Origin of the sequence: Microbispora hainanensis (assembly GCF_006874475.1) — a bacterium.
GTDB classification, from domain to species: domain Bacteria; phylum Actinomycetota; class Actinomycetes; order Streptosporangiales; family Streptosporangiaceae; genus Microbispora; species Microbispora hainanensis.
In genome coordinates, this window is the sequence record NZ_VIRM01000030.1 from 33,847 (window position 1) to 57,187 (window position 23,341).

At 74.2% G+C, this 23,341-nt stretch carries 22 protein-coding genes; 9 read left to right on the forward strand and 13 right to left on the reverse strand.

Annotated features, from left to right (window positions below; genetic code table 11):
- The first annotated feature begins 47 nt into the window (after positions 1-47).
- Positions 48-1,139 (forward strand): DUF6461 domain-containing protein, encoded by a 1,092-nt coding sequence (locus FLX08_RS23260; protein ID WP_142621284.1) that lies wholly within the window; start codon positions 48-50, stop codon positions 1,137-1,139.
- A 36-nt stretch (positions 1,140-1,175) separates the two neighbouring features.
- Here the strand turns inward: FLX08_RS23260 and FLX08_RS23265 are convergent, their stop codons facing one another.
- The 10 genes from FLX08_RS23265 to FLX08_RS23310 all read right to left on the reverse strand — a co-directional run bounded on the left by FLX08_RS23265 (position 1,176) and on the right by FLX08_RS23310 (position 11,981).
- Positions 1,176-2,345 carry an alpha-hydroxy-acid oxidizing protein gene (locus tag FLX08_RS23265; RefSeq protein WP_142621286.1) on the reverse strand — a complete coding sequence of 390 codons (1,170 nt, stop codon included), beginning with the start codon at positions 2,343-2,345 and terminating at the stop codon, positions 1,176-1,178.
- Between the two features lie 80 nt (positions 2,346-2,425).
- Positions 2,426-3,385 (reverse strand): UDP-glucuronic acid decarboxylase family protein, encoded by a 960-nt coding sequence (locus tag FLX08_RS23270; protein WP_142621288.1) that lies wholly within the window; start codon positions 3,383-3,385, stop codon positions 2,426-2,428.
- Positions 3,382-4,329: a glycosyltransferase family 9 protein gene (locus FLX08_RS23275; protein ID WP_142621290.1), complete on the reverse strand. Its 948-nt coding sequence runs from the start codon at positions 4,327-4,329 to the stop codon at positions 3,382-3,384. The genes FLX08_RS23270 and FLX08_RS23275 overlap by 4 nt, the downstream gene beginning before the upstream one ends.
- Entirely contained in the window at positions 4,320-5,000 is a 681-nt protein-coding gene (locus tag FLX08_RS23280) for an SDR family oxidoreductase (protein ID WP_142621292.1), read from the reverse strand. The genes FLX08_RS23275 and FLX08_RS23280 overlap by 10 nt, the downstream gene beginning before the upstream one ends.
- Positions 5,001-5,022: 22 nt before the next feature.
- Positions 5,023-6,480 carry a PfkB family carbohydrate kinase gene (locus tag FLX08_RS23285; RefSeq protein ID WP_142621294.1) on the reverse strand — a complete coding sequence of 486 codons (1,458 nt, stop codon included), beginning with the start codon at positions 6,478-6,480 and terminating at the stop codon, positions 5,023-5,025.
- On the reverse strand, positions 6,477-7,028 hold the full coding sequence (locus FLX08_RS23290) for a D-sedoheptulose-7-phosphate isomerase (protein WP_142621296.1): 552 nt from the start codon (positions 7,026-7,028) through the stop codon (positions 6,477-6,479). Before FLX08_RS23290 ends, FLX08_RS23285 begins: the two co-directional genes overlap by 4 nt.
- Positions 7,029-7,031: 3 nt before the next feature.
- Entirely contained in the window at positions 7,032-8,225 is a 1,194-nt protein-coding gene (locus FLX08_RS23295) for a glycosyltransferase (RefSeq protein WP_142621298.1), read from the reverse strand.
- Positions 8,222-9,298, reverse strand: coding sequence for a glycosyltransferase family 9 protein (locus tag FLX08_RS23300; protein WP_142621300.1), 1,077 nt, complete (start codon positions 9,296-9,298; stop codon positions 8,222-8,224). The genes FLX08_RS23295 and FLX08_RS23300 overlap by 4 nt, the downstream gene beginning before the upstream one ends.
- Complete coding sequence (locus tag FLX08_RS23305; protein WP_244312826.1) at positions 9,295-10,344, reverse strand: glycosyltransferase family 2 protein; 1,050 nt, start codon at positions 10,342-10,344, stop codon at positions 9,295-9,297. Before FLX08_RS23305 ends, FLX08_RS23300 begins: the two co-directional genes overlap by 4 nt.
- Positions 10,341-11,981, reverse strand: coding sequence for a carbamoyltransferase family protein (locus FLX08_RS23310; protein ID WP_142621302.1), 1,641 nt, complete (start codon positions 11,979-11,981; stop codon positions 10,341-10,343). The genes FLX08_RS23305 and FLX08_RS23310 overlap by 4 nt, the downstream gene beginning before the upstream one ends.
- 196 nt (positions 11,982-12,177) lie before the next feature.
- Between FLX08_RS23310 and FLX08_RS23315 the strand changes: the two genes are divergently transcribed.
- From FLX08_RS23315 to FLX08_RS23335, 5 genes are all read left to right on the forward strand, one after another.
- On the forward strand, positions 12,178-12,756 hold the full coding sequence (locus tag FLX08_RS23315; RefSeq protein WP_244312827.1) for a D-glycero-alpha-D-manno-heptose-1,7-bisphosphate 7-phosphatase: 579 nt from the start codon (positions 12,178-12,180) through the stop codon (positions 12,754-12,756).
- A 58-nt stretch (positions 12,757-12,814) separates the two neighbouring features.
- Positions 12,815-13,768, forward strand: a complete 954-nt coding sequence (locus tag FLX08_RS23320) for a glycosyltransferase (RefSeq protein WP_142621304.1) — start codon at positions 12,815-12,817, stop codon at positions 13,766-13,768.
- A 6-nt stretch (positions 13,769-13,774) separates the two neighbouring features.
- Positions 13,775-14,254, forward strand: a complete 480-nt coding sequence (locus tag FLX08_RS43425) for an ester cyclase (protein ID WP_142621306.1) — start codon at positions 13,775-13,777, stop codon at positions 14,252-14,254.
- A gap of 64 nt (positions 14,255-14,318) precedes the next feature.
- Positions 14,319-14,843: a DUF6789 family protein gene (locus FLX08_RS23330; protein ID WP_208761615.1), complete on the forward strand. Its 525-nt coding sequence runs from the start codon at positions 14,319-14,321 to the stop codon at positions 14,841-14,843.
- Between the two features lie 231 nt (positions 14,844-15,074).
- Positions 15,075-15,722 carry a DedA family protein gene (locus FLX08_RS23335; RefSeq protein ID WP_142621308.1) on the forward strand — a complete coding sequence of 216 codons (648 nt, stop codon included), beginning with the start codon at positions 15,075-15,077 and terminating at the stop codon, positions 15,720-15,722.
- Here the strand turns inward: FLX08_RS23335 and FLX08_RS23340 are convergent.
- Together FLX08_RS23340 and FLX08_RS23345 are read right to left on the reverse strand one after the other, a co-directional pair.
- Complete coding sequence (locus tag FLX08_RS23340) at positions 15,701-16,357, reverse strand: LuxR C-terminal-related transcriptional regulator (protein ID WP_142621310.1); 657 nt, start codon at positions 16,355-16,357, stop codon at positions 15,701-15,703. The genes FLX08_RS23335 and FLX08_RS23340 overlap by 22 nt on opposite strands.
- Positions 16,345-17,565, reverse strand: a complete 1,221-nt coding sequence (locus FLX08_RS23345; RefSeq protein ID WP_244312828.1) for a sensor histidine kinase — start codon at positions 17,563-17,565, stop codon at positions 16,345-16,347. Before FLX08_RS23345 ends, FLX08_RS23340 begins: the two co-directional genes overlap by 13 nt.
- Before the next feature lie 110 nt (positions 17,566-17,675).
- Here FLX08_RS23345 and FLX08_RS23350 point away from each other — a divergent pair, with 110 nt between their 5' ends.
- The 3 genes from FLX08_RS23350 to FLX08_RS23360 all read left to right on the forward strand — a co-directional run bounded on the left by FLX08_RS23350 (position 17,676) and on the right by FLX08_RS23360 (position 22,352).
- Positions 17,676-18,461, forward strand: coding sequence for an ABC transporter ATP-binding protein (locus FLX08_RS23350; protein ID WP_142621312.1), 786 nt, complete (start codon positions 17,676-17,678; stop codon positions 18,459-18,461).
- The gene (locus FLX08_RS23355) at positions 18,455-20,812 is read left to right on the forward strand and encodes an ABC transporter permease (protein ID WP_142621314.1); all 2,358 of its coding nucleotides are present in this window, start codon (positions 18,455-18,457) and stop codon (positions 20,810-20,812) included. Before FLX08_RS23350 ends, FLX08_RS23355 begins: the two co-directional genes overlap by 7 nt.
- A 202-nt stretch (positions 20,813-21,014) precedes the next feature.
- Entirely contained in the window at positions 21,015-22,352 is a 1,338-nt protein-coding gene (locus FLX08_RS23360) for a sensor histidine kinase (protein ID WP_167530542.1), read from the forward strand.
- A gap of 3 nt (positions 22,353-22,355) precedes the next feature.
- Here the strand turns inward: FLX08_RS23360 and egtD are convergent, their stop codons facing one another.
- Complete coding sequence (gene egtD, locus FLX08_RS23365) at positions 22,356-23,333, reverse strand: L-histidine N(alpha)-methyltransferase (protein WP_142621318.1); 978 nt, start codon at positions 23,331-23,333, stop codon at positions 22,356-22,358.
- Positions 23,334-23,341 lie beyond the last annotated feature (8 nt).

Consider the following 23,341-nt stretch of genomic DNA (forward strand, 5'->3'; position numbering starts at 1 on the left):
GCTCCGGAGTGTCCGCCATGACCGATGGCCGCCCAGCCTTCACTGAGGTGTTCGCCCACTACCGTGAGCTGCGGCGGAAGGAGCCGTGGCTGGAGCCGGCCGTCTGCTGGACGGTCGTCGTCCCGCACGAGCCCCGGCCGTTCTCCGTCGCCGACATCGGAGCGCGGGTGAGCGGCGGAACCCCGCACGAGGTGCACGAGGCCGCCCCGCTGGAGGCGCTCCCCTTCTTCGAGGGAGGGAACCCGATGTCGGTGGCGCCCGCGAGCCCGGCCGTGATGCTGTTCGAGCACAACGGAATCCTGGGCACCCAGCGCGACGTGCTGCGGCGGCTCAGCCGCGACGGCCGGGTGTGCGGCGTCTACTGGAACGTGGAGGGCGACAACAGACTGAACTACGCGGCCGGTGGTCGGGTGCTGGCCTCCCTCGACGCGATGTTCTGGGACGAGTGGTCCGGCGACGACATCGCCGTGCTCGAACCCGAGTTGCGGGCCATGACCGAGCTATTGGCCGGGGACGAGGACGACTGGCGGGCCGCCGCGATGGCCGTGGTCGAGCTGGTGACGGGGGTGCGGCTCACCGCCGAATGGCTGTCCGGGGCGCATCCCTACCTCACCTTCCAGTGGCCCCTCGCGACCGAGCCGCCCACGCCCGAGGAACTCGCCGAATATCGGAACGACCCGGAGGTGCGGCTGAGGGACGCGGTGGTGGCCGCGCCGGAGTCGCGGCAGTTCGCCGCGCTCACGCACCTGGCCGAGCTGCTCGCCACCCGGTTCCGCCTGGGCGAGTTCCCCGTCGTACGGGACGTCCTGACCGGCCTCGCGTCAGGGCGGCGTGCCGGGGCGCAGCGGGTCGGCGAACTGGCCGAACGGCTCGTGGCGCCGCTGGCCCAGGAAGCCTTCGACGACGACGATGAGGACAGCGCGGACGACCTGTCGTTCGAGCAGGACCCGGCGTGGCAGCGGATGCAGGCGGGGATCGCCCTGCAGATCGCCGCACGCGGCCCGAAGGACACCGCCCTGACGGCCGCCGACATTCCGATGGTGTTCGACGCCTACCATCACGCCGGTCTGGCCCTCGGCGACGACTGGCCGGCGGTCCGCGAGACCATCCGCGAGATCCTGTCCGGCACGGACGCCTGAGCGCCGCCGCGCGACCCGGAATCAGGAGGCCCGGAATCACGAGGTCGTGACGCCGCCCACGCGGCGCAGTGCCTCGGGGGTCAGGTCCTTGAGGGTGGGATAGCCGTCGACGGCCATGATGAGGTCCGCTTCGGCCAGCATGGAGCGCAGCACGTGCACGACGCCGCCGACACCGCCGACCGCGAGCGCGTACGCGTAGGGGCGGCCGATCCCCACCGCCGTGGCGCCCAGCGCCAGCGCCTTGACGACGTCGGCGCCGCTGCGCACACCGGAGTCGAACAGGACCGGCAGCCCGTCGGCGGCCTCGACCACGCCGGGCAGGCACTCCAGGGCGGGCAGTCCTCCGTTGGCCTGTCGTCCGCCGTGGTTGGAGCAGTAGATCGCGTCCGCACCGTGGTCCTTGGCACGGCGGACGTCCTCGGGATGGCAGATGCCCTTGAGCATCAGCGGCAGCCGGGTCTGCGCGCGCAGCCAGTCGAGGTCGTCCCACCTGAACGGTCCACCGAAGATCGGCATTGTGCGCACGAACGCCTCGGTGGCGTCCTCGCCGGGACGCAGTCCCCGCCGGAACACGGGGTCGCTGGTGTAGTTGCTCAGGCATCCGCTGGGCACCTGCGGATAGTTCGAGCCGCGCAGGTCGCGGGGCCGCCAGCCGGTGACCCAGGTGTCCAGGGTGACGGCGATGCCCTTGAACCCCACCGCCTCGGCCCGGTGCACCAGGCTCGCGGCGAGATCCCGGTCGGGCGGCGTGTAGAGCTGGAAGAAGCCGGGCGTGCCGCCGAGCTCCGCGGCCACGTCCTCCATCGGATCGGCGGACAGCGTCCCCGCGAAGAACGGAACGCGCGTACGAGCGGAGGCCCGCGCGCAGGCGAGGTCGCCGTGGCCGTCCTGGGCGCACACCCCGATCACCCCGATGGGCGCCATGAACAGCGGTGAGGGCAGCCGTGTCCCGCACAACTCGATCGACATGTCACGCTCGGCGGGTGCGACGAGCATGCGCGGAAACAGGCCCCAGTGTGTGAACGCCTCGCGGTTGGCCCGTTGGGTGTGCTCGTCACCGGCGCCCCCGGCCACGTACGCCCAGACCTTCGGCGGCATCGCGGCCGACGCTCTTTTTTCCAGCTCCGCGAAGGTCATCGGATAGGGCGGCTGATGGCCGGTCTGTCCCTGGGCGTACAGCTCGTCCTGATACTTCGCGAAACTCATACGGGCGCGTTACCCCCGGCAGGGTGCGCTACCCGAGCCGGGCGGCCAAGCGACGGCCAACTATGCGGAAAAGTGCCCGCTCAGGAGGCGCGGGCACAGGTGGTGAGCGCCTTCTCGAACCAGTCGATCGTGCGGCGCAGGCCGGTGACGGGGTCGATCCGCGGACGCCAGCCGAGCCGCTCCTCGGCGAGTGAGGTGTCGGGACGGCGGACGGCGGGGTCGTCCACCGGCCGCTCGACATACCGGATCGGGGACGACGAACCCGCCAGGTCGCGGATCGTCTCCGCCAGCTCCTTCATCGACATCTCGGCCGGGTTGCCGATGTTCACCGGCCCGGCGAAATCGCCGCCCGCCAGCGCGAGCACGCCGTCGATCGTGTCGTCCACGTAGCAGATCGACCGCGTCTGACTGCCGTCGCCGGTCACGGTGATCGGCTCGCCGAGCAGCGCCTGCCGGATGAACGTGGGGATCGCCCGGCCGTCGTGGGGCCGCATCCGCGGGCCGTACGTGTTGAAGATCCGCACGATCCCGGTGTCGGCGCCCCGCGAGTTGCGGTAGGCCGTGGTCAGCGACTCGGCGAACCGCTTGGCCTCGTCGTACACGCTGCGCGGCCCGACCGGGTTGACGTTGCCCCAGTATGTCTCCTTCTGCGGGTGTTCCAGCGGGTCGCCGTACACCTCGCTGGTGGAGGCGAGGACGAACCGCGCGCCCTTCTCGGCGGCGAGCCCGAGGGCGTGCAGCGTCCCCATGCTGCCGACCTTCAGCGTCTCGATCGGATGGCGCAGATAGTCGGCGGGGGACGCGGCCGAGGCGAAGTGCAGCACCAGGTCGACCTGGCCCGGCACGTGGACGAACCCGGTGAGGTCGCACTCCACGAGCCGGAACGCCGGCCGGCCGATCAGGTGCTCCACGTTGCGCGGCGACCCGGTGAGGAAGTTGTCCAGGCAGACGACCGCCGCACCGCGCTCCACCAGACGTTCGCACAGGTAGGAGCCGAGGAACCCGGCTCCCCCGGTGACCACGACACGGGATCCGTTCACCGCACTCCCACTCCTCGCAACTTCCCTGCCGCGTCGAGCACCTCGGGCACCCCGATTTCGAGCAGTCCCTCCGACGGCCGGTCGCCGTGCGGGTCGCCCCTGCGCCCGGCCCACAGCGCGACATGCGGGCCGTCCGGGGGCGGCCCCCACAGGGTGGGCGGCACCGGGCCGTACAGGATGACCGCGGGCGTGCCGACGGCGACGGCCAGGTGAGACATGCCCGTGTCGCCGCAGACGACGAGCGCCGCGTGCGCCGTCAGCGCGGCGAGCCCGGGCAGGCTCGTACGGCCGGCCAGCACGGACTCCTCCGGCAGGCCGGCGAGCTGGGCGACATGCCGGGCGAGCGCGATCTCGGTCACGCCGCCGGTGACGACGACCCGGTGACCCTGGCCGGCCAGCTCGGCCGCCACCTGGGCGAAGCGGTCCGGCGGCCACTGCCGCGCCCGGAACGCCGCCCCCGGGTGGATGACCACCTCGCCGCCGGCGAGCGGGCTCGGCCCGGGGTCGCCCAGTGCGAGGTCCTCCGGGTCGGCCACGATGCCGTGCCACTCCAGCAGGGAGCACCACCGCCGCCTCTCGTGCGTCTCCGGCTCCCAGGGCGGCCCGTCCGCGCCCGGCACCAGATGGTGGGCGTGCGTCAGCAGGCGGCCCGGCCGGGTGCGGCGCAGCGCCTGGATGCTCTCCGGGCCGCTGCCGTGCAGGTTGACCGCGACGTCCGGAGACCCGTACGGCACCGGCCCGGGGCCGGACACGTCGAGCAGCTCGTCGATGCCGCCGATCAGCGGCAGCAGCCCGCCGAGGTAGGCCGGGGCGGCCAGCACGAAGCGGTGCTCCGGATGTGCCCGCCGCAGCGCGCGCAGGGCGGGCACCGAGGTGAGCAGGTCGCCGAGCCCGAGCCCGCGCAGGGCGAGCAGGACCGGTCTTCGCGCGTCTTCTAGGGCCATGACGTCTCCGTCGAAGCGCACACGACCAGCTCCCTGACCTCGCAGCCCTGCGGCTGGCCGAGCGCGAACAGGATCGCCGAGGCGACGTCCTCCGGCTGGTTGAGCCGGGCGTCCGGGCCGGGCTTGTACTGGTCGGGGCGGTCGTCGAAGAAGTTCGTCCGCATGCCGCCGGGGATCAGCAGGGTCACTCCCACCTGCCCCGCCAGTTCGGCCGCCAGGGCCCGGGTGAAGCCCACGACGCCGAACTTCGAGGCGCAGTAGGCCGTCGCGTCGCTGAGCGCCCGCACCCCGAGCGTGGAGGCGACGGTGACGACCTTTCCTCCCGATCGGCGCAGGTGGGGCAGGGCCGCCCGGACCACCGCGGCGGTCCCGAGCAGGTTGACCGCGATCACCCGTTCCCACTGCTCGGCGGCCACGTCCTCAAGCCGCCCGCAGGCGTCGACGCCGGCCGCCGTCACGACGCCGTCGAGCCCGCCCGCCCGCTCGGCGAGCTCGTGCACGGCCCGCTCGGCCTGCTCGCGGTCGGCCAGGTCGGCCCGCACGTGGTCGAATCCGCCGTCCGGCTCGTTGACGTCCACGACCAGCGGCCGTCCGCCGGCCTTGGCGACCGCCATGGCGGTGGCCCGGCCCAGGCCGGACGCGCCACCGGTGATCAACACGTTTCCCACCATCAAGGTCCCTTTCGATAAGAGGTCACGAAGCGGCCCGGGCGGCGGCGATCAGGCCGGTCGTGGAGTAGCCGGGCACGGTCGGCAGGATCACGACCTCCCCGCCGGTCCGGCGCACGGCCTCGGCCTCCGGCATCGACCGCTCGTCGTAGTCACCGCCCTTGACCCACACGTCCGGGCACAGGCGCTCGATGACCCGCGACGGCGTGTCCTCGCCGAAGACCGTCACCGCGTCCACGCAGCCGAGCGCGCGCAGCACCTCGACCCGGTCGCGCTCGCTCACCAGCGGCCTGCCCGGCCCCTTGAGCCGCCGGATCGAGTCGTCGGAGTTCACGCAGACCACCAGGGCGTCGCCTAAGGCCCGGGCCCGCCGCAGCAGGCTCACGTGCCCGGCGTGCAGCAGGTCGAAGCAGCCGCCGGTGGCGATCAGGCGGCCCCCCGCGGCGCGTACGGCGGCGGCCACCTCGAAGGCGGACGCGCCGGGCGCGAACGGCACCGGCGGCTCGGCGGCGGGACAGTGCCGCCAGAGCCGGTGCTGCCCGGGGTGATGCTGTCCGGAGTGATGCTGTCCAGAGTGGTGCTGTCCGGAGTGGTGCAGGCGCAGCGAGGCGGCCCCGCCCTCCTCCACGAACCTGGTGGCCTCGCCCACCGCCCTGGCGACGGCGTCCTCGGAGGAGGCGCCCTCCGCCAGGGCGAGCGCCGCCGCCGCGGCGAAGCGGTCGCCCGCGCCGCAGACGTCCGTGCCGGACGCGACGTGCGGGGCGGGGACAGGGCCGAACCTGCCGCCGCGGCGGGCCAGCATCGCCCCGCGCTCGCCCAGGGTGATCGCGACGGCCTCGGCGCCGAGGGCGCGCACGAGCCTGCGGGCGGTGCGCTCCGGCGAGACGTACGGCTCCTCGCACATGCCGTGGGCCTCGGCCTCGCTGGGCGTGACCAGCGCGCATCCCGGCACGGGCAGCGACCCCCGGGGATGGGGGTCCCAGACCAGCGGCACGTCGAGGCCGCGCAGCGGCTCACGCAGCAGGTCGGCCACGCCGCGTCCGTAGTCGGCGACCAGCACCGCGCTCGCCGCCGCGAGAGCGTCGGCCGCGCGGGCGAACGCGGAGGCGGAGGCGACCTGCCCGGGCCGGCCCAACGCCCGCCCGTCGCCGGTGTCGATCCTGACCAGCGTCTGCCCACGGGCGCGCACCCGCGACTTGCGCACCGTCGTGCCGCGCAGCGGCAGCCGCACGATCTCGACCGTGGGTGACAGCAGGTCCTCCAGGCAGCGGCCGGAGGGGTCGTCGCCCAGGGCGGTGATCAGCACCACGCGCGTGCCGTCGCGGGCGGCCAGCAGCGCCGCGAGCCCCGCGCCGCCCGGCCGGTGGTGCTCCGCCTGCCCCTCCACGACGGGCACGGGGGCGTCGGGGCACAGCCGGTCGGCGGTGCCCTCGACGTCGACGTCGAGCAGGGAGTCGCCGACGATGACGAGTGGTCCGCTCACGTGACCGCCTTCTCGATCACGTCACAGAGCATGTGGATCACCGTGAGATGCACCTCCTGGACGGTCGCGGTGTCGCCCGCGGGAACGGTCAGGGCCTCGTCGCACAGCTCGGCGAGCGGGTTCGGCCCGGGGCCGGTCAGCGCCCAGGTCGTCAGGCCGCACTCGCGGCCGGCCTCGGCCGCCTCGGTCACGTTGCGGCTCGTCCCGCTGGTCGACAGGCAGATCAGCACGTCGCCGGGGCGGCCGTGCGCCCGCACCTGCCGCGCGTACAGCTCGGCCATGCCGAAGTCGTTGCCGATGGCGGTCAGCGACGAGGTGTCGCCGTGCAGCGGGATGGCGGCGTACGGCCGCCGGTCGGCGCGGTAGCGCCCGACCAGTTCGGCGGTCAGGTGCTGCGCCTCGGCGGCGGAGCCGCCGTTGCCGCAGGCGAGCAGCCGCCCGCCGCCGCTCAGCACCGCCGCGAGCTTGTAGCCCCACGCGTGGATCTTGGGCGTCTCCGGGTCCACCGCCGTCAGCGCGGTGCTCAGCCGGGCCAGATGAGGATGCATCGCTCAGCCTCCCGCGGCGGCGAGGGTGCCCAGGCACCCGCCGGCCAGGTTTCGGTAGACGGACTCGGTCTGCTCGGCGATCTTCGGCCAGCCATAGCGGGCACCTGCCCGCCGGGCTCCCGCCGCCGACAGCGCCGCCCGCAGCCGCGGCCGGGTCAGCAGATCGCAGAGCGCGCGGGACAGCGCGCGCGGCCGCCGGGGCGGCACGAGCACCCCGCATCCCGCGACGGTGTCGAGATGGCCGCCGACCGCCGAGGCGACCACCGGCACCCCGCAGGCCAGGGCCTCCAGGGGCACCATCCCGAACGGCTCGTACCACGGGACGGTCACCAGGACGTCCGCGGAGCGCATGAGGGCCGGCACGCCGGCCCGGCTCACGCTGCCGATCAGCCGGACCCGGGCGCCGACGCCAAGGCCGTCGGCCAGCGCGCGCAGCCGCGCGCTCTCCTCGTCGCCCGGGGCGCCGCCCGCGATGACGAGCTCGGCGCCGGGCACGTGGCGCATCGCCCGCACGACGGTGTCCACCCCCTTGCGGGGCACCATGCGGCCGATGCTCAGCACCCGGGGCAGGTCGCCGCGCGGGGCGACCGGGCCGTCCGGGCGGAACACACCGAGGTCGACGCCGCACGGCACGACCCCGATCCGGTCGCGCGGCACGCCCATCGCGACGAGTTCGCGCACCTCGTCGGAGCAGGTCGCGATGACCGCGACCGCCCGGCGGCCGATGTCGCGCTCGATCGCGAGCCGGCTCGGCGGGCTGGTGTCGGCCTCGCCCTGCCAGCGCCGCTTCACGGTGCCGAGCGCGTGGTAGGTCTGCACGACCGGGATCCCGAGAGGCTCCGCCGCCGCCAGCGTGGCCAGCCCGCTCATCCAGAAGTGCGCGTGCGCCACGTCGGGCGGCTCGGACTTCCACCTGCGGGCCAGGTGCGCCCCGAACTCGGGCATGTGCGGCAGCAGCTCGTCCTTGGGCAGCGGCTCCGCCGGCCCGGCCGGCACGTGCTCGACGGTGACGCCGGGCGCCATCGGGACGGCGTCCGGCTGACGGGGGCAGGTGCGCCGGGTGTGCACGACGACCTCGTTGCCGCGTTCGGCGAGAGCCAGGGCCAGGGCCGCGACGTGCACGTTCTGCCCACCGGCGTCCACTCCGCCGAGGGTCGCCAGCGGGCTGGCGTGCTCCGACACCAGGGCGATCCTCATGGCACCCTCTCTTTCACCGCCTCTTCGGGCGGCACGAGCGCTTCGGCCCGCATGAGGCGGCGCACCGCGTCGACCACCTGCTCGCCGCCGACGGAGGCCAGGCACGGATGGCCGGGCACGGGGCAGATCCGCGCCCTGCTTTCCCGGCAGGGGGCGTCCTGGTCGCCGAGCACCACCGTGGGCACGCCGTACGGCGCCCAGCGGGCGGCGGGCACGACCGGCGCGAACAGGCTGACCACGGGCGTGCCGGCGGCCGCCGCGAGGTGGGCGGGGCCGGTGTTGGCCGCGACCATCGCCGACGCCCCCGTCAGCACGGCGGCGAGCTCCGCGAACGTGGTCGCCCCGCCCAGATCGATCGCGGAACCGGAGCCGAGCGCGGAACCGGAGACCAGGGCGGTCAGCGCCCGCTCGCCGGGGCTGCCGGTGACGACGACGCGCTCACCGGCGGCCAGCAGCGCCTCGACCGCCTCCGCCCAGCGCTCGGCGGGCCAGGCCCTCGCCGGCGCGGTCGTGCCGGGATGCACCACCACATAACCGGGCGGACCGGTGAGGTGCTCCACATCCGGCAGCGGACCGCGCACGGCGAGCCGCCCGTCGTCGCCAGGCGGGAGGTCGAAGCCGGCGGCGCGGGCGAGGCCGAGCATCCGCTCCGGCTCGGGGACGTGCACGCTCTCGTCCACGACGTGCCGCACGTCGAGCAGGGAGCCGGGGTAGTCCTCGCTGATCGCGGCGATCCGCGGCACTCCGGCCAGCCGGAGCAGCAGGGCCGCCGGCAGCGCCGACTGGTGGAAGGACGTGAAGACGACCGCCACGTCCGGGCCGACGGCTCGGACCTGCTCCACCAGGCGGGCCGCGTGCTCGGAGGTCATCGGCACCCGGTCGGGGTCGATCCACGGGGCCCGCCATTCCAGCACGCGGTCGACGCCGGGCAGCAGTTCGGCCGCGGCCCTGCCGTACGGACCGGCGAGCAGCACGACCTCCCGCGCCCCGGCGGCGATCGCGCGCACGGCGGGCCCCGCGAGCAGCACGTCGCCCGCGTTGTCGGGCCGCACCACCAGAGCGGTCCCGATCACGAGCGCCTCCCTGTCCGCACCCCGTCAGCCCGCACCCCGTTCGCCCGTGCCCTCACCTCGCCTCTGATGCGGTGCGCGCAGGCCACCGGAGGGATGACCACGCTGGTCACGACCATGCGCGCGATCTCCTCCGGCGTACGCGGCCCGGGGGCGATGCGCGCCCAGGCGAACTCGGCGGTGAGGCCGAGCCAGGCCAGTCCCGCGACGGCGGCCAGCTCCTTCCGGCGCCCCCCGGCGGCGGCGAGCGCGAGCAGGCCCATGCCGGTGGCGAGGGCGTGCCGCCTGAGCCTGCCGGTGTGCCCGCCGATGGCCATCCGCCAGTCGCGGCCGTGCAGGTGACGCATGAGCGCGTCCGACGCGTTGCCACGCTGGAGGCGCACGCTGGACCAGAAGCCGTCGTCGCGCACCGGGTGGCGGGTCAGCCGCTCCCCCTTGACCAGCGCGAACCCCGCCTGCTCGACCCGCAGCGCGAGGTCGGCGTCCTCCCGGTAGGCGCCGGGGAAACGCTCGTCGAAGCCGCCGGCCGCCTCCAGGGCGGTCCTGCGGTAGGCCATGTCGGCGGTGATCCAGTCGGCGCCGGCCAGCCCGGCGGTGTTGCGTTCCGCGTCGGTCGGGCGGCGGCCCGGCGGCAGCGGCACCTCCAGCCGTCCCTGGCTCCCGCCGGCCTTTTCCGGCAGGCGGGCGAGGTCCTCCGCCAGCGCGCGGACCCATCCGGGGCCCGGCACCACGTCGTCGTCCAGGAACACCACCCACGGGGTCGTCGCGGCCCGCCATCCGGCGTTGCGCGCGGCGGCCGGGCCCCGCCCGCCCGACCTGATCACGCGTACGCGGCCGGGCACCGGCAGCGGCAGTGCCGGCGGCTCCGGGCTCTCCCCCGGCCGGTCGTCCACAACGACGATCTCGGGGCCGGGGCCGAGGGCCGCGAGCGTGGCGGCCAGGCTCGGGCGCCCGATCGTCGGGACGACGACCGTGACGGCCGGTCCCGTCTCTTGGTGCGGCTCCTTGGCGGGAGCCGGGTTCGTCTCCCGGGTCATCTCAGTCGTCATCCGGCGAACACCGCCCCCCTGCGCACGACGTACGGACCGAGGACGAGCACGTCTACGGGGGCCGAGCCGAAGCACTCCAGCGCGTCGCGGGGGTCGTCCACCATCGGGCGGCCGGCCGTGTTGAGGCTCGTGTTGACCACCACGGGCAGCCCCGTGCGCGCCTCGAACTCCTCCAGCAGCCGGGCCAGCAGCGGGTCTCGGCCGCGCTCTACCGTCTGGATCCGGGCCGTGCCGTCGACGTGCACGACCGCGGGGATGCGGTCGCGCCACTCCGGCCGCACGTCGTGGACGAACAGCATGTGCGGGCTCGGCATCGGGCCCCTGCCGAAGATCATGGGGGCGCGTTCCGCCAGCACCATCGGGGCGATGGGGCGGAACTGCTCGCGGCCCTTCACGTCGTTGAGCCGCTCGGTGTTGCGGGGGTCGCCGGGGTGGGCGAGCAGCGATCGGCGGCCGAGCGCGCGGGGGCCATACTCGGCGCGCCCCTGGAACCAGGCGATCACGCGGTCGGCCGCGAGCTCGGCGGCCACGGTCGCGGCCAGGTCGGCGGGCCGCTCGTACGGCACCCGCGCGACGTCGAGCCAGGCGCCCAGCTCCTCGTCGGTCCAGCTCCGCCCGAGGTCGGCGCCGGGCATCGGCGTGACGGGGTCGCCGCCGGCCTGGGCGAGGTGCAGCGCTCCCCCGAGCGCGGTGCCCGAGTCGCCCGCGGCGGGCTGCACCCACACCTCCTCGAACGGGCCCTCGGCGAACAGCCGGGTGTTGGCCACGCAGTTGAGCGCGACGCCTCCGGCCATCGTGAGACAGCGCGCTCCGGTGCGCCCGTACAGCCATCTCGCCAGGTCGAGCAGCACCTCCTCAAGCCGGACCTGCACGCTCGCGGCGAGGTCGGCGTGGTCGGCCGTCCACTTCTCGCCCTTGCCGAGCGCCTTGGCGTAGACGCTCCAGTCGATCGGCTCGACCCGGAAGCCGCCGTCGCCCGTCGCGTGGACGAGGTCGCGCATCTCGCGCAGGAAACGCGGCTCGCCGTAGGAGGCGAGGGCCATCACCTTGTATTCGTCGCTGGAGCGGAGGAAGCCGAGATGCTGGGTGAGGTCCTCGTACATCAGCCCGAGGGAGTGCGGCAGCGCCTGGCTCGCCAGGACGGTCAGCTCGCCGTCGCGGTAGTGCCCGGCCAGGTGCGAGACGGCCTCGCCGCGGCCGTCGCAGACCAGCACCGCCGACTCGCGGCAGGGCGCGGCCAGCCCGGCCGACGCGGCGTGCGCGATGTGGTGGGGGACGAACCGCACCTGGGCCGCGTCGAGACCGGGCAGCGCGGTGGCGAGGAAGCTCGGGGCTCGGCGTGCGTAGGCGGTGCGCAGGTCCTCCCAGTGCCCGTCCTGCCCGGGCCCGCCGGGCACCACGAGCTCGGGGTCGTAGGAGTAGGCGACGCCGTCGAGGTCCTCGGGCCGCAGACCGGCCTGTTCGAGACACCAGGCGGCGGCGAGCTCCGGCAGCTCCCAGGCGGAGAACGGGAGCGGGCGCTTGCCGTGCTTGCGCCGGCTGAAGCGCTCTTCCTCTGCGGCGGCGATCACCTCACCATCCACGACCAGCGCGGCGGCTGGATCATGGAAAATCGCGTTTATCCCCAAGAACCGCATCGGTTTCCCTCCGTTGCGCAGTGGAGGTCTGGTTACCGAGAGAAGCGCTCCTAAACACTCCTTTGTAGAGAAGTCGACGTGAGTGGGCCATGCACTCAATAATTGCTACTGTGAGTAGTCACGGGCGGAGTTATGGCGGTGTTTGCGGATCTGTCCGCCGGGTAGCCCGGCGGGCGATTCACGCAGGAGGTCGCCCGTGTCCCAGCCCGCCCGTCCACCCGCCGCGGTGCTTTTCGACCGTGACGGAACGCTCATTCACGACGTTCCTTACAACATCGATCCTGAGCGGGTGGAGCCCGTCGCCGGGGCCCGGGAGGTGCTCGACCGGCTGCGTGCGGAAGGCGTCAAGGTCGGGATCGTGACCAACCAGTCGGGAGTCGCCAAGGGCCTGATCGCCCCGGAGGCCCTGCGCGCCGTCAACGACCGGGTGGACGCGCTGCTCGGCCCCTTCGACGTGTGGGAGATCTGCCCGCACGACGACGGCGACCGCTGCGACTGCCGCAAGCCCGCGCCCGGTCTCGTGCTGCGCGCGGCCCGGCGGCTCGGTGTGCGCCCGGAGGACTGCGTGGTGATCGGCGACATCGGCCGGGACATGGAGGCCGCGTGCGCCGCCGGCGCCCGGGGCGTCCTCGTGCCGACCCCGGTGACGCTGGCGGAGGAGGTGGCGGCCGCTCCCGAGGTGGCGCCCGACCTCGCCGCGGCCGTCGATCTGGTGCTCGGGGGAATTCCGCTCACAGCTGAGGATGAAGAGGGCATGAGCAGGGCAGATGGGTGAGGCGCCCGCGGGCGGAGGACGCGGTGTTCCGGCACGACGACGGACGGGGAGCGACGCGATGAAGATCATGGTCTGGCACGTCCACGGCTCGTGGACCACCTCTTTCGTGCACGGGCGGCACGACTATCTGGTGCCGCTCACCCCCGACCGAGGTCCCGACGGGCGGGGCCGGGCCGACACCTATCCCTGGCCCGGCTCGGTGCGGGAGGTGCCGTACGACCGGCTGGCCGGCGAGGACGTCGACGTGGTCGTCTACCAGCGGCCGCACGAGCTCGGCCTGGCCCGCGAGTGGCTGGGCCGCGACGTGCCGGGCGTCTACGTCGAGCACAACACGCCCGCGGGGGACGTGCCCAAGACCCGTCATCCGCTGGCCGGCCGCGATGACATCCCGATCGTCCACGTCACCCACTTCAACGACCTGTTCTGGGACTCCGGCCGGGCCCCCACCCGCGTGATCGAGCACGGCGTCGTCGACCCCGGCCACCTCTACACCGGCGAGCTGGCCCGGGCCGGCGTGGTCGTCAACGAGCCGATCAGGCGCTGGCGGGTGGCGGGCACCGACCTGCTGCCCACGTTCGCCGCGACGGCCCCGCTCGACGTGTTCGGCATGAAGGTCACGAACCTGCCCGCGAAGCTCGGCCTGGCCGGAGAGATGGAGGCGTTCGAAGACCTGCCGCAGGCCGCCATGCACGCCGAGCTGGCCCGGCGCCGGGTCTACCTGCATCCCTACCGCTGGACCTCGCTCGGCCTGTCGCTCATCGAGGCCATGATGATCGGCATGCCGGTCGTCGCGCTCGCCACCACCGAAGCCGTGGAGGCGGTGCCGCCGGAGGCCGGGGTCGTCTCCACCAAACTGCCCACGCTGCTCCGGGCACTCCACCGGTTCGCCGGCGAGCCCGAGCTCGCCGTACAGGCGGGCAAGGCCGCCCGCTCGGCCGCCCTGGCCCGCTACAACCTCGACCGTTTCCTCGCCGACTGGGACCGCCTCCTCGGCGAGATCGTCCCCGGGTGACCGTTCATGCCCGGCCTCGTCGCCTACGGCGTTCCTGGGAAATGGCTTACGCCCGACGTGACGTCCGAGGTCACCACGATCGTGGCCGACGATGACACCGTCGCCGTCGAATGGGTCACGTCGGGGAGCCAGTCGGGCGGCATGCTGCTCCCGGACGGCAGCGAGATCCCCGGCACCGGCCGCCCCGTCCGCTGGACCGGGTGCGGGATGTGGACGGTGGAGGACGGCAAATTCATCGCCGGGCGCATCTACTACGACCAGTGGGCTCCCTTCAAGGCGATGGGCTGCCATGCCGGCTCGTACGGACCGAGCCCGGTTCGCCGGACCGGGAAGCCCAGGGCGAGACGCGCTCGGGCCCCATCCGCCGGATCCTCCGCAGGCTCACCGGCCGGTGACCGTCCCTGCGGTCCAGCCCATCGCGGGCGAGAAGGTGGCCTTGATTCCCGGCGCTCGGCGGTCTCCGCTCCGCCCTGGCCGGTGCCTTGATTGTTTACCGAGAACGGAGCACCGCGAGGGCAGGTGATCCGATGGGGGTGGGAAAAGCCTCCTCATGATGCGCAACCTGGTGAACGGCGCCGTCGGCGGCGCGCTTGCGACGGCGGTGTACAGCGCGCTGCTGATGGCGGCGGACAGGGCCGGCCTGCTGGAGGAGCCGCCGCCGCGGCGGTTCGCACGGCTGGCCCTTCCCGGGCGGGACAAGCCCAGGAGGGGCGAGAACGTGCTGGGCACGATCGCGCACTTCGCGTTCGGCTCCTCCTGTGGTTCTGTGCTCGGTCTGCTGTCGGCAGGGCAGCGGGTGCCCGTCCCGATCGGCACCGCGTACGGGTTGCTGGTGTGGTATTTCGGCTATCAGGGCTTGGCGCCGAGCATCGGCGCGTACCCGCCCGTCCCGAAGGACCGCCCCGGACGCCAGGCCGCGCTGCTGGCGGGACACCTGCTGTGGGGCACCGCGCTCGCCTTGGCGCTCAACCGCCTGCGCACCGAGAAGGCACCGATGACGGCCGAGCTCGCGCCCGGCGTGCGCGAGCAGGTCCGGCGCGTCGTGCCCACCCCCGAGCCGGTCTCCGCACGCTGACCCGGCCCGCTCGTCCGGCCTCTTCGTCCGGCTACCAGCAGCCGACGAAAGCAGGGAGTGCGCCTGCCGATCGTCCGATGTGCCGTGACCTGCGGCGTGCCTGGTTTCGCGGGGTGCCGGCCCTGACCCCACGTGAGGGATGGGCCCGCGTCCGATCCGGGATCTCCCGGATGTCCCCCATGCCCCCGGGCCGACACGGTTGACGGGTGTCCAACGATCGGAGTCGCGCTCATGACGCACGCCATCCTCGACCTGGTCCACCAGGTGATGTCATCGCCCTGGTTGTACGTGGCGCTGTTCGCCCTGGCGCTGCTCGACGGGTTCTTCCCGGTCGTTCCGGCCGAGACCTCGGTGATCACCGCCGCGGTGTTCGCCGCGTCGGGCGAGACCAACCTGGCCCTGGTCATCGTGGTCGCGGCTCTCGGCGCGTGCGCGGGTGACCACGTCTCCTATCTGATCGGCAGCAGGTCGGCGGGCAGGCTGCGGGACAAGAAGCCGTTCGTCTGGGCGCGGAACGCCCTGGCCGAGCGGGGCGGGCTCGTCCTGGTCGTGGCCAGGTACATCCCCGGCGGGCGCACCGCGACCACGCTCACCATGGGCGCCGTACGGCATCCGCTGCGATCGTTCACGTTCTTCGACGCGATCGCGGCGGGCTCGTGGGCGGTGTACTCCGGGCTGATCGGCTTCTTCGGCGGGATGGCGTTCGAAAACGACCCGATCAAGGGCCTGCTCCTCGGCCTCGGCATCGTGCTGTCGATCACCGCGGTCGTCGAGCTGGTGAGATGGCTCGGGAAACGGCGTGCCGCCCGGCGTCTCCCCGCGCCCTCCCCGGAGGACGGCCTTCTCCGAGGGCCCGCTCACACGGCGGCGCGCAGGTAGGCGAGCACGGCGAGCACCCGGCGGTGGTCGTCGGCGTCCGGGGGCAGGTCGAGCTTGGCCAGGATGCTCGCGATGTGCTTGGCGACGGCCGCCTCGGAGACGAACAGCGCGCGGGCGATCGCGGCGTTCGACCGCCCCTCCGCGACGAGCGCGAGCACCTCGCGCTCGCGCGGGGTGAGCCGGGCCACCGGGTCGCGGCGTCCGCGCAGCAACTGCCGGACGACCTCGGCGTCGATCACCGTGCCGCCGCCCGCGACCGTGGTCACCGCGTCGGCGAACTGCACGACGTCGCCGATGCGGTCCTTCAGCAGGTAGCCGACGCCGCCCCCGCCCGGGGAGCGAGTCTGGTCGAGCAGCTCGGCGGCGTAGGTCTGCTCGACATACTGGCTGAGCACCAGCACCGCGAGGGACGGCCGCGCCGCCCGCAGCTCCAGCGCGGCCCGCAGCCCCTCGTCGCTGAAGCCGGGCGGCATGCGCACGTCGGCGACGACGACGTCCGGGTCCTGGCCCGCGACCGCCGCGATCAGCCCGGGGGCGTCGCCGACGGCCGCGACGACGCTGTGCCCGAACCGTTCGAGCAGGCCGGCGAGGCCCTCTCTGAGCAGCACCGAGTCTTCGGCGATCACCACGCGCACGGGAACTCCGCCCTCACCGTGGTCGCGCCGCCGTGTGGGCTCTCGACGGTCAGCGTGCCCCCGACGGCCGACACCCGGTCGGCGAGCCCGGTCAGGCCGGTGCCGCGCGCCGGGTCCGCTCCCCCGCGCCCGTCGTCGGTGATCTCCAGCACGAGCCCGCCCCCGCGCAGGCGTCCGCGTACGGCGCAGGAATCGGCCCCGCTGTGCTTGGCCACGTTCGCCAGCGCCTCACAGGCGACGTAGTAGGCCGCCGCCTCCACCCGTTCGGGCAGCCGCCGGTCCAGCTCGACGTCCACGCTCGTGGGCACCGGTGATCTGCCGGCCACGTCGCGCAGGGCGGCGGGCAGCCCGCGGTCGGCGAGCACCTGCGGATGGACGCCGCGGATCAGCTCGCGCAGCTCCGCGAGCGCCTGCCCGGCCAGCTCGCGTGCCTCGTCGAGACGTACGGCCGCGGGCGAGCCCGGCGGAAGATCGAGCCCGGCCAGGCCGAGCTTCATCGACAGCGCGACGAGCCGCTGCTGCGCGCCGTCGTGCAGGTCGCGCTCGATGCGGCGGCGTTCGGCCTCGAAGGCGTCCACCAGCCGCGCCCGGGAGCGCGCGATCTCCCGCGTCTCGGCCTCCTGCGGCACCAGCATCGCCCGCGCCATCGCCGCCCGGGCGCCCGCCCAGGCGGCGACCGTGTACGCCGCGACGGGCACCAGCAGCAGCCCGACGGCCGATCCGACGAAGGTCTCCCCCAGCGTGGCCTCGCCTTCCGGGTGGATCGGCTGCACGACCGGGGAGAGGATCAGCACCGCCGGCCCGGCGATCGCGGCCCCCACGACCAGCAGGTCGGCCCACCAGAGCGCGACCATCGCCACGAGGGCGTGCCCCGCCTCGCGCCAGCCCGGCCACCAGCCGCCCGGCAGCCCGCTCGCCGGCTGCCGGTCCACGAGGCGCAGCCGCCACCGCTCGAACCGGGCCAGGGGTGTCAGCAGCAGTGCGGCCACCCCGAGCGACAGCGGCACGGCGAGCAGGCCCCCCACCGCCCGCGCCGGCGCCAGGACGGTGGCGAAGGCGAGGCCGGGCACGACCCCGGCCAGCAGGTAGGCCAGGGACCTCCACGGCCAGGCCGAGGCGAGGAAGCGCTGGGGCGGCGCGGCGAGCGCGTCCAGCGCGGTGCGGGGCACAAGGATCATGGGAGAGGAAACGACGAGCGGGGCGGCCACGGCATCGACGCTAACCCGTGGGCGCGCCGATGTCGGTAGTGCTGGGGATACCCCTGGTTCTCGTCCCAGTGCCAATGCTTCACCGCCCCGCCGCCGGTTGGCTCGGTGACATGGCACCAACCGACGTGACATCACCAACACAGACAATCAGCGGACAGGCGGTCCTGCTCGACGCGGTCCGCGTGGTGTACGGCACCGGACCGGGCGCGGTGACCGCTCTCGACGGCGTGACGCTCGGCTTCGGCCAGGGGACCTTCACCGCCGTGATGGGGCCCTCGGGCTCCGGCAAGTCCACGCTGCTGCACTGCGCCGCCGGGCTCGACCGGCCGACGTCCGGCACCGTCTCGATCGGCGGCACCGACCTCGGCCCGCTGAGCGAGAAGGCGCTCACCCTGCTGCGCCGGGAGCGGATCGGCTTCGTCTTCCAGGACTACAACCTGGTCGACGCGCTCACCGCCGCGGAGAACGTGGCGCTCCCGCTCCGCCTGGCCGGGCGCCGCCCCGGGCGCGGCGAGGTGCGCGACGCGCTCGCCCAGGTCGGCATGGACCGTCGGGCCGGGCATCGGCCCGCCGAGCTCTCCGGCGGCGAGCGGCAGCGCGTGGCCATCGCCCGCACGCTGATCACCCGGTCGGGAGGATCCGGGCCCGCCGTGCTCTTCGCCGACGAGCCGACCGGCGCGCTCGACCGCGCCGCGTCCCGCGTGGTCATGGAACTCCTGCGTACGCTGGTCGACGCCCACGGGCAGACCGTCGTCATGGTCACGCACGACCCCGCCGCCGCGGCGTACGCGGACCGGGTCGTGCTGCTGGCGGACGGCCGGCTCGCGGGTGAGCTGGGCCGGTCGACCGCCGCCGGGATCGCGGCCCGCATGGCCCTCCTGGAGGAGGCATGCTGAGCCTCCCGCTGCTGCGCGGCCGGTGGACCGGCCTCGCGGGCACCTTCGTCGCGCTCTGCCTCGGCGCCGCGGTGCTCACCGCGAGCGCGCTGCTGCTGACGTCCGCGGGCCCGCGGGTGCCCGCGCGCTACGCCGCCGCGCCCCTGCTCGTGCACGCCCCCGGCATGCCCGGAGACGACAACGGCTTCGCCGAGAACCGGCCGTGGTCCCCCGAGACGGTTGAGTCGCTGGTCCGCGCGCTGACGGCGGTGCCCGGCGTGGCGGCGGCCGTCCCCGACCGCGCCTTCTACGCCCAGGCAGTCGTGGGGGGCAGGCCGGGCGGCGGGCACGAGGCGCGGGGCTGGAGCACCGCGGCGCTGGCGCCGCACCGGCTGGTGGCGGGCAGTCCGCCCGTGCGCGCCGGAGAGGTGGTGCTCGACCGCGCGCTCGGGCTCGCGCCGGGCTCACCCGTCACGCTGCTGACCGCCGAAGGGCCGGTGCCCTACACGGTCAGCGGGCTCACCGACGGCCCCGGGCCGTACGTCTCGGACGGCGAGGCCGCGCGTCTCGGGGGCGGCGTGCGCGTGATCGGGCTGCTCACCCGGCCGGGGGCGGAACCCTCCGCCGTGCGGCGTGCCGCGATCGGCGTCGTCGGCGGGTCCGGGCGGGTGCTCTCGGGGGAGGACCGGGCGGCGGCCGAGCCCGCGGCCGACGCGCGGACCCGCTGGATCGGCATGCAGGTGCTGACCGCCATGGCGCTGCTCGGCGGGTTCGTGTCGGTGTTCGTGGTGGCCTCCACGTTCGCGTTCCGGGTCACCCAGCGGCGCCGGGAGTTCGGCCTGCTGCGGGCGGTCGGCGCGACCCCGCGGCAGGTGCGGCTGATCGTGTACGGCGAGGCGCTCGCCGTGGGCGTCGTCGCCGCCGCGGCCGGGGCGCTGCTGGGCGCGGCCGTCGCGCCCGCCGTCGGCGGGGTGCTCGTCACGGCGGGCTTCGAGCCCGAGTCGTTCGGCGTGCGGTTCAGCCCGCTGCCCGTGGCCGCTGCCGTCGCGGCCGGGATCGCGGCGGGGCTGCTCGGCGCCTGGTCCGCCTCGGGACGGGCCGCCCGCGTCCGCCCGCTTGAGGCCCTCCGCGACCAGGCGGCGGGCGGCACGCCGATGACCCGTGTGCGGTGGATCGCGGGCGCGGTGTCGGTCGCGGGCGGCCTGGCCCTGGCGGTGGCGAGCGCCTCGGCCGGGGAGGACGCCCTGGTCAACGACGTCCTGCTCGCCGCGATGGCGCTGATCGCCGGGCTCACCCTGCTCGCGCCGGTCGTCTTCCCGCCGCTCGTCCGCGCCTTCTCGTGGCCGGTCTCCCGGCCGGTCGTGGGCATGCTGGCCGGGCGGAGCGCGATGACCTCCGTGCGCCGCACCGCCGCCACGGCGGCCCCGGTGCTGCTGACGGTGGGCTTCGCCGTGCTGGTCACCGGAATGGTGCGCACGACCGCCGCGGCCTACACGGCGGGGCGGGCGGCGAGCACCTCCGCGGCGGCGGTGCTCGTGCCCGACGGCGCCCCCGGTCTGTCGGACGCGGCGCTCGCGGCGGCGTCGGCCCCGCCCGTCCCGCTGCCGACCACGGTGTACGGCGATCGCCCGCTCGCCGCGCTCGGCGACGATCGCCTCGCCGAGGGCGAGACGGCGGTCGCGGAATGGGTGGCCCGCGACCACGGCTGGCGCGCGGGAGACGTCGTGCCGCTCACCTTCGAGGACGGCCGCACGGTGCGCCTGCGGATCACGGCTGTCCCATCCGCCCCACCGGCGGGGGTGCTGGTCTCCCGGGCCACGGTGCGGGCGCACGACCCGTCGGCGCTGACCCCCGAGGCGTACGTGTCCCGGCCGGCCGGGATGGTCGTCCCAGGGGCCAAGACGGTGAGCGTCGCCGACCGGGCGGCCGGCGACCAGGCGGAGGAGGACCGGCTCGTCTGGCTGTTCACTCTGCTGCTGGTCGGGGTCTCGGCCGGTTATTCGGGCCTGGCGATCGTCAACACGCAGGTCATGGCGGCGTCGGCACGGGCACGCGAGTTCGCGGTCCTGCGCCTGTCGGGCGCGACGCGGCGGCAGGTGTCCGCGGCGGCGGCGGCCGAGGCGGCGCTCGTCACCGCGATCGGCACCGTGCTCGGTCTCGCCGTGGCCGTTCCCGCGCTGCTCGGAATGCGCGCCGGGCTGGCGCGGAAGGCGGGCGCGGCCGTTCCCCTGGTCGTCCCCTGGCCGGCGATCGCGGCCGTCGCCGCCGCCTGTCTCGTCCTCGCCGCCGGAGCGAGCACGCTTTTCGCAGGAAAAACATCCGTCACATTTGGAAAAGCGTCTGCCAAGCCGCCTAGCAGTGCGAATGCTTGATCAGGCAAAGAAAACGTCGATCCTTCGCCTTGTTATCGCAAGGATTGCCATTTGACATGTTCAGGAGGCGTCGTTCCCGGATATCTCTTATTAACGTTTTTTCCCTAGCCATTGCATTGTGTACACGGATGGAGGGGTCATGGCGGGCTGGCGCATGCCTTCCCTTTTACGCCCGCGCTCGATCCAGGCGAGGACCGCCCTGATGAGTGCGGTCCTGTCCCTCGTCGTCCTCACGGTGATCGGGTTCGGCCTCGACCTCGCCATCCGCAACCGGATCCACAGCCATCTCTTCATGGACACCCAGCGGGTGGCGACCGACTGGATCGCCGCGATGGGCCCCAACGGCGTCCCCGACCCTCCGGCCGGCCACGCGGACCTGGTGCAGCTGGTCGACTCCCGCAACCGGGTGATCACCGCCAGCCGGGCGGCGAGCGGCCAGGCCCCGCTGAGCTCCCCCTTCCCCGGAGGCGACGACCGGCTGCAGTACCGCATCGAGTGCCCCGGCAGAGACCGGTGCGTCGTGCTCACCGCCGTTCGGGTCCTGCCGGTGCAGTCCCGGCTGTTCTGGGGCGGCGAGCCGCACGCCGTGTACGCGGGGAGGGCCGAGCCCGGCCTCCTGGCCACGCATCGGCTGGAACTGTTCATCGCGATCGGAGTTTTGATGATGACCGCCGGATGGACCTGGGCGAGCTGGCGTGCCACGGGCCGCACGCTGCGTCCGGTCAGAGAGATCCGCGAGAAGGTGACCGAAATCAGCGTGCGCGACCTCAGCCTGCGCGTCCCCCAGCCCCCCGGGCGCGACGAGATCGCCGAGCTCGCGCGGGCCTCCAACAGCTTCCTCGACCGCCTCGACACCTCGGTGCGCCAGCAGCGGCACTTCGCCTCGATGGTCTCCCACGAGCTGCGGACCCCGCTCGCCGGGCTGCGCGCGCAACTGGAGGAGGCCCTGCTCTACCGCGAGGAGACCGACCCCTACGAGACGATCCGTACGGCGGTGCGGACCACCGAGCGGTGCCAGGCGATCATCGACGAGATGCTCTCCGTCGCCCGCGTCCGCACGTCCGCGGCGGCCGAACACGAGCCGGTGGACCTCGCGGCGCTCGCGCGCGAGGAGGCCGCCGCCCGCACGAACGGCGTGCCCGTGCACGTGCACGTCGAGGCCGAGGACGAGGTGACCGTCCTCGGCAACCGGGTCCAGCTGTGCGGCGTGCTGACCAACCTCCTGGTCAACGCGCAGCGCCACGCCTGCAGCAAGGTCGACGTCATCGTCGGCCGGGCCGGGGACGACGCGGTCGTCACCGTGCTCGACGACGGCGACGGCATCGCGCCGGAGGACCGCGAGCGGGTCTTCGAGCCGTTCGTCCGCCTGAAGGACGGGCGCCGCCGCGACCCCAAGGGCACCGGGCTCGGCCTCGCCCTGTGCCGCCTCACGGCGGACGCGCACCACGGGACGCTGCGGGTCGAGGACTCCCCTCGCGGGGCCCGCTTCGTCCTGCGCCTGCCGCTGCTCGCGAGCGCCAGGGCACAACTCACCGGGTGACGCTCAGGTGACGCCCAGGGCGGTCCCGGCCGCGGCCAGGGTCAGCGCGAAGTCGCCCGAGCTGTCGGTATACCAGCGGCAGACCGCGAACCCGGCCCGGGACAGCTCGTCGAGCACGCCCTCCCTGCGGAACTTGGCGCTGATCTCCGTACGCGTCTCCTCGCCCTCGGCGAACAGGATCGTGAGGCCGAGCGCCCTGATCGGGACCTCCATGGGCCGGGTGGCACGCAGCCGCATCTCGATCCAGTCGTTGTCCCCGTCCCACAGCGCGACGTGCTCGAACTCCTCCGGCTCGAACCCGGCGTCCAGCTCCCGGTTGAGCACGTGCAGCACGTTGCGGTTGAAGGCGGCCGTCACGCCCCGCGGGTCGTCGTACGCCCTGACCAGACGGCCGGGATCCTTCACCAGGTCGGTGCCGAGCAGCAGGGTGTCGCCCGGCCGCAGCGTGGCCCGCAGCTCCTTGAGGAACACCTCCCGCGCGGCGGGCGGGAGATTGCCGATCGTGCCGCCGAGGAACGCCACCAGCCGCCTGCCGGTCCTCGGCAGCAGCGCCAGGTGCTGCTCGAAGTCGGCGCGCACCGGCCGCACGTCCAGGCCGGGATAGCGTACGGCGAGCCGCTCGGCCGCCACCTCGAGCGTGACGGCGTCCACGTCGACCGGCGTGTAGGCCCGCAGCGTGCCCGCGTTGGCCAGCGCGTCGAGCAGCAGCACGGTCTTCTCGCTCGTGCCCGAGCCCAGCTCGACGAGCGTGTCGGCCCGGCTGAGCCCGGCGACGTCGACGGCGCGGCGGCGCAGGATCTCCAGCTCGCACCGGGTGGGGTAATACTCCGCCAGCCGGGTGATGCGGGAGAACAGCTCGCTGCCCGCGGCGTCGTAGAACCACTTGGGGGGCAGCCACTTGGGCGACGAGGTGAGCCCGGCGCGCACGTCGTTCTCCAGAGCCTGGCGCAGATAGTCGCCGCCGAGATGATCGGTAACCATGGTCGCCT

Bases quoted from the DNA above. Each gene is read 5' to 3' on its own strand.
- FLX08_RS23290 (WP_142621296.1), bottom strand. From the start codon at position 7,028: ATGCATCCTCATCTGGCCCGGCTGAGCACCGCGCTGACGGCGGTGGAC.
- FLX08_RS23280 (WP_142621292.1), bottom strand. From the start codon at position 5,000: ATGGTGGGAAACGTGTTGATCACCGGTGGCGCGTCCGGCCTGGGCCGG.
- egtD (WP_142621318.1), bottom strand. From the start codon at position 23,333: ATGGTTACCGATCATCTCGGCGGCGACTATCTGCGCCAGGCTCTGGAG.
- FLX08_RS23305 (WP_244312826.1), bottom strand. From the start codon at position 10,344: ATGACGACTGAGATGACCCGGGAGACGAACCCGGCTCCCGCCAAGGAG.
- FLX08_RS23355 (WP_142621314.1), top strand. From the start codon at position 18,455: ATGCTGAGCCTCCCGCTGCTGCGCGGCCGGTGGACCGGCCTCGCGGGC.
- FLX08_RS23275 (WP_142621290.1), bottom strand. From the start codon at position 4,329: ATGGCCCTAGAAGACGCGCGAAGACCGGTCCTGCTCGCCCTGCGCGGG.
- FLX08_RS23360 (WP_167530542.1), top strand. From the start codon at position 21,015: ATGAGTGCGGTCCTGTCCCTCGTCGTCCTCACGGTGATCGGGTTCGGC.
- FLX08_RS43425 (WP_142621306.1), top strand. From the start codon at position 13,775: ATGCCCGGCCTCGTCGCCTACGGCGTTCCTGGGAAATGGCTTACGCCC.
- FLX08_RS23330 (WP_208761615.1), top strand. From the start codon at position 14,319: ATGATGCGCAACCTGGTGAACGGCGCCGTCGGCGGCGCGCTTGCGACG.
- FLX08_RS23350 (WP_142621312.1), top strand. From the start codon at position 17,676: ATGGCACCAACCGACGTGACATCACCAACACAGACAATCAGCGGACAG.
- FLX08_RS23265 (WP_142621286.1), bottom strand. From the start codon at position 2,345: ATGAGTTTCGCGAAGTATCAGGACGAGCTGTACGCCCAGGGACAGACC.
- FLX08_RS23320 (WP_142621304.1), top strand. From the start codon at position 12,815: ATGAAGATCATGGTCTGGCACGTCCACGGCTCGTGGACCACCTCTTTC.
- FLX08_RS23295 (WP_142621298.1), bottom strand. From the start codon at position 8,225: ATGAGGATCGCCCTGGTGTCGGAGCACGCCAGCCCGCTGGCGACCCTC.
- FLX08_RS23335 (WP_142621308.1), top strand. From the start codon at position 15,075: ATGACGCACGCCATCCTCGACCTGGTCCACCAGGTGATGTCATCGCCC.
- FLX08_RS23310 (WP_142621302.1), bottom strand. From the start codon at position 11,981: ATGCGGTTCTTGGGGATAAACGCGATTTTCCATGATCCAGCCGCCGCG.